Annotated in this window: 13 protein-coding genes; 2 read left to right on the top strand and 11 right to left on the bottom strand. The window is 64.0% G+C overall.

What is annotated here, in order from left to right; translation table 11 throughout:
• Positions 1–2: 2 nt before the first annotated feature.
• The 10 genes from ugpE to ACIQWO_RS23355 all read right to left on the bottom strand — a co-directional run bounded on the left by ugpE (position 3) and on the right by ACIQWO_RS23355 (position 9,621).
• The gene (gene ugpE, locus ACIQWO_RS23400; RefSeq protein ID WP_150576340.1) at positions 3–848 is read right to left on the bottom strand and encodes a sn-glycerol-3-phosphate ABC transporter permease UgpE; all 846 of its coding nucleotides are present in this window, start codon (positions 846–848) and stop codon (positions 3–5) included.
• On the bottom strand, positions 845–1,741 hold the full coding sequence (ugpA, locus tag ACIQWO_RS23395; protein ID WP_402829367.1) for a sn-glycerol-3-phosphate ABC transporter permease UgpA: 897 nt from the start codon (positions 1,739–1,741) through the stop codon (positions 845–847). The genes ugpE and ugpA overlap by 4 nt, the downstream gene beginning before the upstream one ends.
• Positions 1,742–1,888: 147 nt before the next feature.
• The gene (gene ugpB / locus ACIQWO_RS23390; RefSeq protein WP_402829365.1) at positions 1,889–3,220 is read right to left on the bottom strand and encodes a sn-glycerol-3-phosphate ABC transporter substrate-binding protein UgpB; all 1,332 of its coding nucleotides are present in this window, start codon (positions 3,218–3,220) and stop codon (positions 1,889–1,891) included.
• Positions 3,221–3,574: 354 nt separating this feature from the next.
• A complete protein-coding gene (gene rlmH / locus ACIQWO_RS23385) occupies positions 3,575–4,045 on the bottom strand; it encodes a 23S rRNA (pseudouridine(1915)-N(3))-methyltransferase RlmH (RefSeq protein ID WP_402829363.1) in 471 nt (156 codons plus the stop codon).
• A gap of 24 nt (positions 4,046–4,069) precedes the next feature.
• Positions 4,070–4,507, bottom strand: a complete 438-nt coding sequence (gene rsfS, locus ACIQWO_RS23380) for a ribosome silencing factor (protein ID WP_257958438.1) — start codon at positions 4,505–4,507, stop codon at positions 4,070–4,072.
• 61 nt (positions 4,508–4,568) lie between these two features.
• Positions 4,569–5,300, bottom strand: a complete 732-nt coding sequence (locus ACIQWO_RS23375; protein WP_402829360.1) for a nicotinate-nucleotide adenylyltransferase — start codon at positions 5,298–5,300, stop codon at positions 4,569–4,571.
• A 13-nt stretch (positions 5,301–5,313) separates the two neighbouring features.
• Positions 5,314–6,249 carry an oxygen-dependent coproporphyrinogen oxidase gene (hemF, locus tag ACIQWO_RS23370; RefSeq protein ID WP_402829358.1) on the bottom strand — a complete coding sequence of 312 codons (936 nt, stop codon included), beginning with the start codon at positions 6,247–6,249 and terminating at the stop codon, positions 5,314–5,316.
• Between the two features lie 156 nt (positions 6,250–6,405).
• A complete protein-coding gene (locus ACIQWO_RS23365; protein ID WP_402829356.1) occupies positions 6,406–7,314 on the bottom strand; it encodes a mechanosensitive ion channel family protein in 909 nt (302 codons plus the stop codon).
• Between the two features lie 301 nt (positions 7,315–7,615).
• Positions 7,616–8,893, bottom strand: a complete 1,278-nt coding sequence (gene purD, locus ACIQWO_RS23360; RefSeq protein WP_150576348.1) for a phosphoribosylamine--glycine ligase — start codon at positions 8,891–8,893, stop codon at positions 7,616–7,618.
• Between the two features lie 2 nt (positions 8,894–8,895).
• Positions 8,896–9,621: a YebC/PmpR family DNA-binding transcriptional regulator gene (locus ACIQWO_RS23355; RefSeq protein WP_402829353.1), complete on the bottom strand. Its 726-nt coding sequence runs from the start codon at positions 9,619–9,621 to the stop codon at positions 8,896–8,898.
• 467 nt (positions 9,622–10,088) lie between these two features.
• Between ACIQWO_RS23355 and ACIQWO_RS23350 the strand changes: the two genes are divergently transcribed.
• Entirely contained in the window at positions 10,089–11,549 is a 1,461-nt protein-coding gene (locus tag ACIQWO_RS23350) for a helicase HerA-like domain-containing protein (RefSeq protein WP_402829645.1), read from the top strand.
• Positions 11,550–11,713: 164 nt separating this feature from the next.
• The gene (locus ACIQWO_RS23345) at positions 11,714–12,631 is read left to right on the top strand and encodes a DMT family transporter (RefSeq protein WP_402829351.1); all 918 of its coding nucleotides are present in this window, start codon (positions 11,714–11,716) and stop codon (positions 12,629–12,631) included.
• Between the two features lie 77 nt (positions 12,632–12,708).
• Here ACIQWO_RS23345 and upp read toward each other — a convergent pair whose 3' ends face one another.
• Entirely contained in the window at positions 12,709–13,359 is a 651-nt protein-coding gene (upp, locus tag ACIQWO_RS23340; RefSeq protein ID WP_402829349.1) for a uracil phosphoribosyltransferase, read from the bottom strand.
• Positions 13,360–13,433: the final 74 nt, after the last annotated feature.

Genomic DNA, 13,433 nt, shown 5'->3' with positions numbered 1-13,433 from the left:
GATTACTTATCCGAATCGACCAGACCGCGCACGAACCAGCGTTGCATCAGCAGCACCACCGCGAGCGGCGGCAGCATAGCGAGCAACGTAGCGCTCATGACGAGTTGCCATTGGGTAGCGGTGTCGCCGCTGCCGATCATGCTCTTGATACCCACGACCGCCGTGGTCATTTCCGGCGCGTTGGTCACCAGAATCGGCCACAGGTACTGATTCCAGCCATAGATGAAGGTGATGACGAACAGCGCCGCAATGTTCGTCTTCGACAGCGGCAGCACCACGTCGAAGAAGAAGCGCATCGGCCCTGCGCCGTCGATGCGCGCGGCTTCGACGAGCTCGTCCGGCAGCGTCATGAAGAACTGACGGAACAGGAACGTGGCCGTGGCCGAGGCGATCAGCGGGATCGTCAGACCGGCATAGCTGTTGATGAGCCCGAGGCTCGAAATCACCTGCACCGTCGGGAAAATCCGCACTTCGACCGGCAACATCAGCGTGACGAAGATGAGCCAGAAGAACAGATTACGCAGCGGGAAGCGGAAATACACGATGGCGAAGGCCGACAGGATCGACACCGAAATCTTGCCGATCGTGACGACCAGTGCCATGAACAGACTGTTGCCGAGCATCAGTCCGAAGGGCATGGCAGCGTTGCCGGTGCCCGCGCTCCACACCGTCGAGAAGTTCTCGAGCAGGTGCGTGCTCGGAATGAGCGACAGGGGAACGTTGAAGACTTCGCTCTCGTTCATGGTGGCGGCGACGAACGCCACGTAGAGCGGGAAGACCACCAGCAGCACGCCGATTATCAGCATGACGTGGCAGAAGATATCCAGGCCGCGACGGTTCTCGATCATGCGTATTGCACCTTGCGTTCGATGAAGCGGAACTGCACGACCGTGAGCACGATGACGATGACCATCAGCACCACCGACTGGGCAGCGGAGCTGCCGAGGTCGAGCCCCTTGAAGCCTTCCGAGTAGATCTTGTAGATCAGCGTCATGGTCGACTGACCCGGACCGCCGCCGGTGGCCGCGTCGATCACCGGGAAGGTGTCGAAGAACGAGTACACGAGGTTGACCACGAGCAGGAAGAACGTCGTCGGCGAAATCAGCGGCAGCACCAGCCCGAAAAAGCGTCGGATCGGGCCTGCACCGTCAATCGCGGCGGCTTCCACGAGCGAGCGCGGAATCGCCTGCAACCCGGCGTAGAAGAACAGGAAGTTGTAGCTGACCTGCTTCCAGATCGAGGCGAGCACGACGAGGAACATCGCCTGCCCGCCGTTGAGCGCGTGGTTCCACTCGATGCCGACCTTCGCCAGGCCGTACGTGACCAGACCGATACTCGGGTTAAAGAGGAAGGCCCACAGCACGGCGGCAATGGCCGGTGCTACGGCGTACGGCCAGATCAGCAGCGTCTGGTAGAGACGCTTGCCGCGCGTGACCCGGTCGGCCATCGCCGCGAGCAACAGCGAGATGACCAGTCCGCAGACGGTGACCAGTCCGCTGAAAATCATCGTCGTTTTAAACGACGCGAGATAGAGCGAGTCACCCCACAGCGAGGTGAAGTTGTCGAGCCCGACGAATTCGCTCGACAGGCCGAAGGCGTCTTGCGTCGAGGTGGATTGCCACAGGGCCTCGCCCGCAGGCCAAAGGAAGAACAGGGCCGTGATGATGAGCTGCGGCGCGACAAGCGCGTAGGGCAGCCAGCCGGTGCCGAAGCGGGGGCGTTCTCTGGAGTTTTGCGCCATAACGTAGTGACCGAAAAAAACCAAACCGGCCCGCGTATCACGCGAGCCGGGGTGGTGTCATTGTAACGTCACGATTCCTCCCGCAAATGCAGGAAAAGCCCCCGCATTGCGTGCGTCATCGTGCGTTCACCAAACGTTGAGGGCGACTTAGCTGCCTTGCTTCGCGAAGCGAGCCAGCAGGTCGTTGCCACGTTCCACTGCCTTGTCGAGCGCAGCTTTAGGCGTTTGCTTGCCGCTCCACACGCCTTCGAGTTCCTCGTCGACCACCGTACGGATCTGCGGCATGTTGCCCAGACGCAGACCGCGCGTGTACGGCAGCGGGTCCTTGTTGAGCATCTGCTTGATGGCCGTGTCGGCACCCGGGTTCTTCGCGTAGAAGCCTTGCTTCTCGGTCAGCTCGTAAGCGGCCTTGGTGACCGGCAGGTAGCCGGTGTCCTGGTGCCACTTTGCGGCCACGGCCGGCGAAGCGAGGTAGTTCAGGAACTTGGCCACGCCCTTGTACTCAGCGGCCGACTTGCCCGCGAGCACCCACAGGCTGGCACCGCCGATGATGGCGTTTTGCGGTGCGCCCTTCACGTCGGCGTCGTACGGCATCATGCCCACGCCGTAGCTGAACTTGGCGTACTTGCCGATGTTGGCAAGCGCGCCCGACGTCGTCATGGCGATACCGCAGTCGCCGCTGTAGAACTTCGAGGTCACTTCATCCTTGCGGCCCACGTACGTGAACGTGCCTTCCTTGGCCATGTCGGCCAGGAACTGGATGTGCTTGATCTGTTGCGGACCGTTGAATTCCAGCTTGGCGTCGAGGCCGCCGAAGCCGTTGTCCTTCGTGGCAAACGGCAGGGCGTGCCACGCGCTGTAGTTCTCGAGCTGCGTCCAGCCTTGCCAGCCCATCGTGAAGCCGCACGACATGCCCGAGGCCTTCAGCTTCTCGGCGTCGGCCTTCACGTCGGCCCACGTCTTCGGCGCTTTGTTCGGGTCGAGACCGGCCTTCTTGAAGGCGTCCTTGTTGTAGTACAGCACCGGCGTCGAGCTGTTGAACGGCATCGAGATCAGGTGATTGGTCTTGCTGTCGGCGTAGTAACCGGCGATGGCGGGCACGAAGGCCTTTTCGTCGAACGGCTCACCGGCGTCCTTCATCACTTGCCACACGGGCTTCACGGCCTTCTTGGCACCGATCATCGTGGCGGTGCCCACTTCGTACACCTGAAGAATGGCCGGTGCGTTGCCAGCGCGGAAGGCGGCGATCCCTGCGGCCAGCCCTTGCTCGTAGTTGCCCTTGTAGATCGGGACAATCTTGTAGTCGCTTTGCGATGCGTTGAAGTCGGCTGCGATCTGGTTGACGCGATCGCCGAGGGCCGATTCCATCGAATGCCAGAATTGGATTTCCGTGGCGGCCAGGGCCGACGTGCTCATGCCGAGTGCCAGTGCGGCGCCAACGCCAGCGAGGGCGAACGTGCGCAGGGAAGGTTGCTTCATGCCAATCTCCGGGGGTTCACGAGAAGTCAAGGGTCTGATTGTGTGAGTGGACCCTACTTGTTCGCGGTGCGAACTGTAGCGCCGCGTAGACTAACACGTCGCCGTGTTATTTCCATCCGCAGCGCACAACGCGTGTTGCACGCGAGTGCAACGGGGGGATTGACACGGGGTGAAGCGCCCCGGCCAGCAAGGCCCGGCGGGGCATCGACGGTCCGGTACAACGTTGCGTTGCACCGCAAAAAGCGTTGATGACTTACGGATGACTTATTTTTTTGTCATACAAGGATGGTGTGCGCAACGTCACGTAATGCAATGCGAAGTCACGTTGCCAGCCATCCTGTCGACAGCGCGCCGTCACACCCGATGGTAGGGGTGATTGGCGTTGATGCTCCAGGCGCGGTAGAGCTGTTCGGCGAGCAGCACGCGCACCATGCCGTGCGGCAGGGTGAGGCTGGAGAGGCGGATGAGGGTGTCGGCACGCGAATTGAGGGTCGGGTCGAGTCCGTCGGCGCCGCCGATCACGAAGGCCACGTCGCGCCCGTCCTGTTGCCAGACGGTGAGCGACTGAGCCAGCCGCATGGTGGTGAGATCCTGCCCGCGTTCGTCCAGACAGACGAGACGACAGCCGCGCGGCAGCGCCGCGTCGATGCGTTGCGCTTCGGCGGCCATGACCGTCTCGGCCGTGCGGGAGTTGGAGCGCTGCTCCGGCTTGATTTCCTTGAGTTCGATGCGCAGCTCGGGCGGCATGCGCTTGGCGTACTCGGCGAAGGCGGTCTCGATCCAGCCGGGCATCTTGTGCCCGACTGCGAGAATGAACAGACGCATGTCGGCAGGATCGTGTGCGGCGTCTTACTTGCTGGTCTTGCGACGAGCCGGTGCCGGGGCGGCGGGCGCGTCTTCCTCGTCTTCGTCTTCCGCGCTGGCCTTTGCACCGGCCTTGGTACCGGCGGCCTTCAGGCGGACGGGCTTCTCGCCCCAGATTTCTTCGAGGTTGTAGTACTGGCGCAGGGCCGGCTGCATGATGTGCACGATGGCGTCGCCGGTGTCGACCAGCACCCATTCGCCCACGTCTTCGCCTTCCATGCTGACGATGTCGCCGCCGGCGGCCTTGACCTTGTCGCGTACGCTCGCGGCCAGTGCCTTGGTCTGGCGGTTCGATGTGCCGCTCGCGATGATCACGCGCTCGAACAGGGCGGTGAGGTGTTCGGTGTTGAACACCTTGATGTCCTGGGCCTTGACGTCTTCGAGGGCGTCGACGATCAGGCGCTGAAGTTTACGAATATCCATAGTGCGTCTATTTGGTGAAACAGGGGTGCGAGATAGCGGCCCGGCAATTGCCGTGGGGCCGTCAGGCGCGGTACAGGTGTTGCGTGCGGATGTACTGCCACACGGGTTCGGGCAGGTTTGCCGGGGGTGTGACGGTGTCTCGCGCGTGCGCCAGCATGGCGCGCAACTCGGTGGCGGAGATGTCGACGGCCAGTGAGTCGTCGATCAGGATGCCGCCGCATGGCGTGGATTGTACCCCGAGCGCGGACTTTTCCCGTTCTCCGAAGACCTGACGCAGTTCCGGCGACGCTGTTTCGCGACTGAAACCGGGCCGTGCCGCCGCACAGACGTGGGCGTAATCGAACAGTTCGCGCCATGCGTGCCAGGTGTCGAGCCGCACCAACTGGTCCGAGCCGATGAGCAGAGAGAGCGACGCGTCGGGCCCGGCGTCCTGCCGCATGTCCCGCAGGGTATCGACGGTGTAGCTCGGCCCGGCGCGCTCGATCTCACGCGTGCTGACGATCACCTGCGTCGACGGATGGGTGACGGCCAACTCGGCCGCCAGCCCCTGTGCGGCAAGCCGGGTCATGGCCAGCCGGTGCTCGGCGGCCGTGCTGCCTTGCTTCTGCGGCTGCTGCCCGGCGGGCATCAGCACCAGTTCGTCCAGCGCCAGCGTGCGTGCGAACAGCGCGCCGAGCGCGAGATGGCCGGTGTGGATCGGATCGAACGTGCCGCCGAGCACGCCGATGCGCTTGCGCGTCGGGCTGGCCGGGTTGCCCGCGTCGGCTTGCTGTGCAGAGGAAGTGACGGTCATGCGCGCAGAGCCTTTACACCCACTCGCGGCGCACGAGGAAGTCGGTGTAGAGCTTTTCTTCGGGCGTGCCCGGCTCCGGCTTCCAGTCGTAGTGCCATTTCACGATCGGGGGCATCGACATCAGAATCGACTCGGTGCGTCCGCCCGATTGCAGGCCGAAATGCGTGCCACGGTCCCAGACCAGATTGAATTCGACGTAGCGACCACGGCGATGCGCCTGAAAATCGCGTTCGCGCTCGCCGTACGGCATGCCGCGTCGGCGCTCGACGATAGGGACGTAAGCATCGAGGAACGCGTCGCCCACGCTTTGCATGACGGCAAAGCCCGTGTCGAAGCCACCACCGGAGAAGTCGTCGAAGAAGATGCCGCCGATGCCGCGCGGTTCCTGACGATGCTTCAGATAGAAGTACTCGTCGCACCACGTCTTGAAGCGCGGATACCAAGTGGTATCGAACGGATCGAGCGCGTTCTTGCACGTCTGATGGAAGTGTTGGCAGTCTTCCTCGTGCGCGTAGTACGGCGTGAGGTCCATGCCGCCGCCGAACCAGAACGCGGGCAGCTCGCCGGGCGCGGTGGCAATCAGAATGCGCACGTTGAAGTGCACTGTGGGGCAGTACGGATTACGCGGATGCAGGACCAGCGAGACGCCGAGCGCTTCAAAGCCGCGTCCGGCCAGCTCAGGCCGCGAGGCGCTGGCCGACGCGGGCAGCTTGTCGCCGATCACATGGGAGAAGTTGACGCCGCCGCGCTCGAAGAAGTCACCGTCGTCGAGCACGCGGGTGCGCCCGTCGCCACGGAGCGCGCCATCGGCGGGACGCTGCCAGTCGTCGACCAAGAAGCGTTTGCCGTCCAGGCGCTCCAGCGTCTCGACAATGCGGTCCTGAAGCCCGAGAAGATACGTGCGTACCGCGCCCGTGTCCGGCGCCGGTGCGGTGTCTTGCGCTGTCATTCTGTGACGTCCCTTGCGTGGTCTGTGTATGCAAATTGCGGTTTTATCCGCGATTGTACCGGCACGAGGGCAGACGCGGGCGGGCGGCACCGCGTGCAGGTGCCGCCCGAATGACCTGAATCAAAGCTGAATCAAAGGATGTCTCGCCCGACGGGTTCAGGGTGCCGGTGCGTTCGGCAACGTCCCGGCAGGCGCGGTGCCACCTGCGCCCGGCACGATCGGTGGCACGGCGCTGGTGCCGCCGACCGCCGGTCCGGCCACACCTGGCGGGGGCATGAGAATCTGCCGCGTGGCGGGCACCGGCCAGTGAGCTGTGCCGCCGACTTCGGCAATCGCCTTGTTGGTGTCGAAGTAGACCTGCCAGTAGTCGCGGTTGTGGCAGTAAGGCCGCACCGCGAGCACCGGCCCGGACGGATTGAACTCGAGAATCTCGACGTCCACGGCAGGCTTCTCGGCCACGTTGGGAATCTGCGCCACGCGGGCCTTCAGACGGGCCACAGCATCGTTCAGATCGACCGTATGCGCGAGTTGTGCCGTGAGATCTACGCGCCGGAAGGCGTTGGCGTCGTACACGGTGATGTTGTCGCCGAACACCTTCGTGTTGCCGACGTACACGCGCAGGTTGTCCGGTGTCGTAAGCGTGGTGACGAACAGGCCGATTTCGTCGACCACGCCCGTCACGCCGCCCGCGCTGATCATGTCGCCCGACTTGAACGGACGCAGCACGATCAGGAAGATGCCCGACGCGAAATTCGACAGAAGTCCGGACCAGGCGGCGCCGATGGCGATACCTGCGGCAGCAAGCAGGGCGGCGAACGATGTCGTTTCGATGCCGCAGACACTCAGAATGGAAAGGATCAGCGCGATACGCAGGGCAATGCGCATCGTCGATTCGGTATAGCGAACGAGGGTGGGATCGATGTGGCGGCGATTCATCGCGCTGCGAACGAGCCGCGCCAGCAGATTGATGACGATGCCACCGATGATCCAGATGACGACGGCCATCACGATTTTCAGGCCGAACGGCACCAGATAATCGTTGACCAGCTTATCGAGGTCGAACATGTAAGTCTCCGTCGAGCGAGGGTCTGTCGGGAAAACTGCATGAATGCCGCCGGGGCTGGCCGGCCGCGTACTCTCCGGGTAAACCTTCGATGTCACGCGACGCCAGCGTGCCAATTTGGCCAGCGCTTGTCAATCGCGGGGGAATGAAGATGTGAGGCGGCCCATCAAGGGGGCGCGGGGATGGTGGGGATGGACGACGGCTACGCCTGCGTCAAAAGACAACGGCCCGGGGAACGCGAAGTTCCCCGGGCCGTGGTGAAGCGATCCGGCGTAAGTCAGGTAACGGCCGGACGCTCGCGACTTATTCCGGCTTGCGTGCGAGTGCGCGGTTGCCGATGTCGTGACGATACTGCATGCCGTCAAAGTTGATCTGATTGACGGTCTGGTACGCCACGCTTTGCGCGCCGCGCACGGTGTCGGACAGGCCGACCACGCACAGCACACGTCCGCCCGTGACCTTGAGCACGTTGTCTTCGAGTTGCGTGCCTGCGTGGAACGTCACGCATTCGTTGGTCTCTGCCGGAACTTCCGAGATACGGTCGCCCTTGCGCGGCGTGTCCGGGTAGCCGTGAGCGGCGAGCACCACGCCCAGCGCATAACGACGATCCCAGTCGAGCTCGATCTTGTCGAGCGTGCCCGCAATCGCGTGCTCGACCACCACCGAGAAGTCGCCCTTCAGACGCGCCATGATCGGCTGCGTTTCCGGGTCACCCATGCGGCAGTTGAATTCGAGCGTCTTGACGTTACCGTCGGCGTCGATCATCAGACCGGCGTAGAGGAAGCCCGTGAAGCGAATGCCGTCGGTCTCCATGCCGCGCACCGTCGGCATGATGATCTCGCGCATCACCTTCGCGTGAATCTGCGGCGTGACGATCGGTGCGGGCGAGTAAGCGCCCATGCCGCCCGTGTTCGGGCCCTGATCGTTATCCAGCAGACGCTTGTGATCCTGCGACGTGGCCAGCGGCAGCACGTTCTTGCCGTCGACCATCACGATGAAGCTGGCTTCTTCGCCTTGCAGGAATTCCTCGATCACCACGCGCGCACCGGCGTCGCCGAGCTTGTTGTCCGCGAGCATCATGTCGACGGCGTTGTGCGCTTCTTCCAGCGACATCGCCACGACCACGCCCTTACCGGCGGCCAGACCGTCGGCCTTGATGACGATCGGCGCACCCTTGGCGTCGATGTAGGCGTGCGCGGCGGCAGCGTCGGCAAACGTTTCGTAATCGGCGGTCGGAATGCCGTGACGCTTCATGAACGCCTTGGCGAAGTCCTTCGACGATTCGAGCTGCGCGGCTTCCTTCGTCGGTCCGAAGATCTTCAGGCCACGGGCGCGGAAGATGTTGACGATACCGGCGGCCAGCGGCGTTTCCGGGCCGACGACGGTGAGCGCAATGCCTTCGCGTGCGGCGAATTCGGCCAGCACGTTCGGATCGCTGATCGGCACGTTGCGCAGACGTTCGTCGAGCGCCGTGCCACCGTTACCCGGTGCGACATAGACCAGTTGAATACGCGGCGATTGGGCAAGCTTCCACGCGAGCGCGTGTTCGCGGCCGCCCGAGCCGACAACCATGATCTTCATACTTATTCCCCGATGACGGCGTTGGTGAACACTTCCTGCACGTCGTCGAGGTTTTCGAGCGCGTCGAGCAGCTTTTGCATCTTCACGGCGTCGTCGCCGGTGAATTCCACTTCGGTTTGCGGCTTCATCGTCACTTCGGCGACTTCTGCCTTCAGGCCTGCGGCTTCGAGCTTGTCCTTGACGGACTGGAAGTCGTTAGCCGGGCAAACCACTTCGAAGCTGCCGTCTTCATTGGTGATGACGTCGTCCGCACCGGCGTCGAGCGCCACTTCCATGAGCTTGTCTTCCGAGGTTTCCGGCGAGAACAGGAACTGACCGCAGTGCGTGAAGAGGAAGGCGACCGAGCCGTCGGTGCCCATGTTGCCGCCGAACTTCGAGAAGGCGTGACGCACTTCGGCCACCGTACGCACACGGTTGTCCGTCATGGTGTCGACGATCACGGCCGCGCCGTTGATGCCATAGCCTTCGTAGCGGATTTCTTCGTAGTTCGCGCCGTCCAGACCGCCCACGCCGCGATCGATCGCGCGCTTGACGTTGTCCTTGGGCATGTTCGCGTCGGCAGCCTTTTCGACGGCCAGACGCAGGCGCGGGTTGCTGTCGGCGTCACCGCCGCCCAGACGGGCCGCGACCGTGATTTCCTTGATCAGACGTGTCCAGACTTTACCGCGCTTGGCATCTGCCGCAGCCTTCTTGTGCTTGATGTTGGCCCATTTGCTATGACCCGCCATGAATTTCTCCGTCGTGCCGCGCTGGGCGGCGAAGTATGCTCTGCCGGCCTGCGCAGTCCGGCGCGGCCAACCTTTGAAACGGGAGCGCCCGCCACCAATGGGGTCGCGGGCGCCGATTGCCTCGCCGCCCCGTCGTCTCGCACGGATCCTGTCGGTCGCGTGGGGCATTTCGGGGCGGTGCAGTCCGAGCGGCAACCTGTGCCGCTATAATCGGAGGCAATTTTATCATGCCGCCGCACCGTGCCACGGGTGTTTGCTGCGCCGTGTCACGAGCCACGCCGCGTCTACCGCAGAGGTCGCTCATGCCCAAGAAGCCCGTGCCGTCGCAAGCGTCGTCCACCGCGACCCCAGCCGTTCCCGTCTCCCCCGTCGCAACATCCGCTGCTTCAACGAGTTCCGCTCACGAGTCCAGTGAAGGGCTGGTGATCGCGCGCAACGCACAGCACCTGCTCGGCCTGCTACCCGCGATGGGCAACCGTCACGGGCTCATCACCGGCGCGACCGGCACCGGCAAGACCGTCACCTTGCAAGTCATCGCCCAGGCATTTTCGGACATTGGCGTGCCCGTCTTCATGGCGGACGTCAAAGGCGACCTGACGGGAATCACGCAGCCCGGCGTCGAGACGCCCAAGCTCAAGGAGCGCATCGCCAACCTCGGCTTCGACACGCCCGACTGGCACGGCAGCCCCGCCACGCTGTGGGACGTCTTCGGCGAACAGGGCCACCCGGTGCGCGCCACCATCTCCGATTTGGGGCCGCTCCTGCTCTCTCGCCTGCTGGGCCTGAACGAGACGCAGACCGGTGTGCTCAACCTCGTCTTCAAAATTGCCGACGACAACGGTCTGCTGCTGCTCGACAGCAAGGACCTGCGCGCCATGCTCCAGCATGTGGGCGACAACGCGTCGAACTTCACCACGCAGTACGGCAATATCTCGGCGGCATCGGTCGGGGCGATCCAGCGCGGGCTGCTCACGCTGGAGCAACAGGGCGCGGACAAGTTCTTCGGCGAGCCGATGCTCAACATCGAAGACTTCATGCAGACGGACGCGCAGGGACGCGGCATCGTCAATATTCTCGCAGCGGACAAGCTGCTGGCCGCCCCGCGCATCTACGCCACGTTCCTGTTGTGGCTGCTGGCGGAGCTGTTCGAGCGCCTGCCGGAAGTGGGCGACCCGGACAAACCCAAACTCGTCTTCTTCTTCGACGAGGCGCATCTGCTGTTCAACGAAGCGCCGAAGCCCTTGCTCGAACGCATCGAGCAGATGGTCCGGTTGATTCGTTCGAAGGGCGTCGGTGTGTACTTCGTCACGCAGAACCCGGTCGACGTGCCGGACACGGTGCTTGGCCAGTTGGGCAACCGCGTGCAGCACGCGTTGCGCGCTTATTCGCCGCGCGATCAGAAGGCGGTGAAGGTCGCTGCGCAGACGATGCGCGCCAATCCGTCGCTCGACATCGAGACGGTCATCGGCGAACTGGGTGTCGGTGAGGCACTTGTGTCGTTGCTCGACGAAAAGGGGCGTCCCGCCATCACGGAGCGAGCCTACATCTCGCCGCCCGCGTCGCGTATCGGGCCGATCACACCGCAGGAGCGCGCGGCGTTGATGGCCAACTCGCTGGTCGCAGGCGTGTACGAGAACGTGGTCGACCGCGAATCGGCGTACGAGAAGCTCGTGGGCCGTACGCAGGATCGGCAGCCGGACGGCTCGCCTGCGCCAGCGGGCGGTGCACCCGCCGGGGCCGGTGGAGCGGGTGGTGGTGGCTGGCTCGACTCTCTCGGCGGCTTGCTGGGCGGTAGCGGGTCACGCAGCAAGGACTCGCCCGTCGAAGCGATGGTCAAGAGCACGATGCGCACTGTCGGCAGCCAGCTCGGACGCGAAATCGTGCGCGGCGTGCTGGGCAGCATTCTGGGCGGCAACAAGCGCCGGTAAGGCGGATACTGACGCTGACGCTGACGCGGGCGTTGCATTGCGCATCGCGCGCCCGCGTTCTCTCGTTTCTCGCTTATCGCTTATCGCTTATCGCCTCTCGCGTCTTCTTTGCCCGTGTTGCAGATCCGGTTCCCGTCAAACAATAAAAGGTCGCTCACTCGCCGATGTCCCTCAAATCTTCGCTGGAGCCGGTGCGAACCGGTGTCGCACACGATCCGCTGTGGCTGCGCGCCGCACCGCTCATCTTCCTGTTCCTGTGGTCCGTTGGTTTCACCGTCGCCAAGATCGGGCTGGAATATGCCGATCCGCTGACCTTCCTGGCGTTGCGTTACGGGTTGGTGCTCGTGGTGCTGGCACCGCTCGCGGTCGTCATGCGCCCGCCGTTGCCGAAGACGGCGGCGGCATGGGGTCATCTCATCGTCATCGGCCTGTTGATTCAGGCGCTGTATTTCAGCATGACGTATCTGGCGCTGCGACTCGGCGTATCGGCGGGGAGTGTGGCGCTGATCACGTCGCTGCAACCGATTCTCGTAGCGCTGGCGGTGCCGCATCTGGTGGGCGAGCGCGTGAGCGGGCTGAACTGGATCGGGCTCGGTCTGGGACTGGCCGGGGCGGCGCTGGTGATCGTGGCGCGCTCGGCGGTGGAGGCGACGTCGGCCGTCGGACTGCTATTGACGTTCGTGGCGCTGGGCGCGATTACGTGCGGCACGTTGTACGAAAAGCGCTTCGGTGTGGGCCAGCACCCGGTGACCTCGAATCTGGTGCAGTACTTCGTCGGGTTCGCGGCGACGCTGCCGCTCGCATGGTGGCTCGAGCCGATGCACGTCGCGTGGACGTGGCAACTCGGCCTCACGCTCGTCTACCTGGTGATCGGCAACTCGATCGTCGCGATTTCGTTGCTGCTGGCGATGATCCGGCGCGGCGAGGCGTCGCGCGTGTCGGCGCTGTTCTTCCTCGTGCCGCCCTCGGCGGCGCTCGCGGCCTGGCTCATGGTCGGGGAGCATATGCCGCCGCTGGCGTGGGCGGGGATGGTGCTGGCGGCCATCGGCGTGGCGATGGCCACGCGACGCAAGGCGGCATGAGGTAGACGCCGCAAGACGCGCCCCCAAAGCAAAAGCCCCGGCAGGACCGGGGCTTTTTTCATCAGCGCATCAATGCATCAGTTCTTGGTGCCGAACAGGCGGTCGCCTGCGTCGCCGAGACCCGGGATGATGTACGCGTGGTCGTCCAGACGCTCGTCAAGCGAAGCGACGTAGAGCTTCACGCCCGGATGCGCGTCGTGCAGCACCTTCACGCCTTCGGGCGCGGCCACGAGTGCGAGGAATGCGATGTTTTCGGGCGTGACGCCGCGCTTGATCAGCACGTCGACGGCGTGCACGGCCGAGTAACCGGTCGCGACCATTGGATCGCACAGGATGAAGCGGCGGTCGGCGACGTCGGGCAGGCGCACGAGATACTCGACCGGACGATGCTGCTCGTCGCGATACACGCCGATATGGCCGACGCGTGCGGACGGCACCAGATCGAGCAAGCCGTCGCTCATGCCGACGCCAGCGCGCAGCACGGGCACGATGGCGAGCTTCTTGCCCGCGATGACCGGGGCGTCCATCTCGACCATCGGCGTGTCGATGCGCTCGGTCGTGAGCGGCAGGTCGCGCGTGATCTCATAGCCCATGAGCAGCGTGATCTCGCGCAGCAGACCGCGGAACGTGCGCGTCGACGTTTCCTTGTCGCGCATGTGCGAGAGCTTGTGCTGAATCAGCGGGTGATCGCAGATGAAGAGGTTCGGGAATCGGGTGTCTTGTTTCATGGCAGGCAATTTGGGGCTGGGCCGCTGGATGGCCGGGTCGGTATGACCCGGTTCGGCCCGCATGGCCGCGATTT

Origin of the sequence: Pandoraea sp. NPDC090278, assembly GCF_044772185.1 — a bacterium.
Lineage (GTDB): Bacteria > Pseudomonadota > Gammaproteobacteria > Burkholderiales > Burkholderiaceae > Pandoraea.
This window is presented reverse-complemented; position numbering and strand designations above follow the sequence as displayed.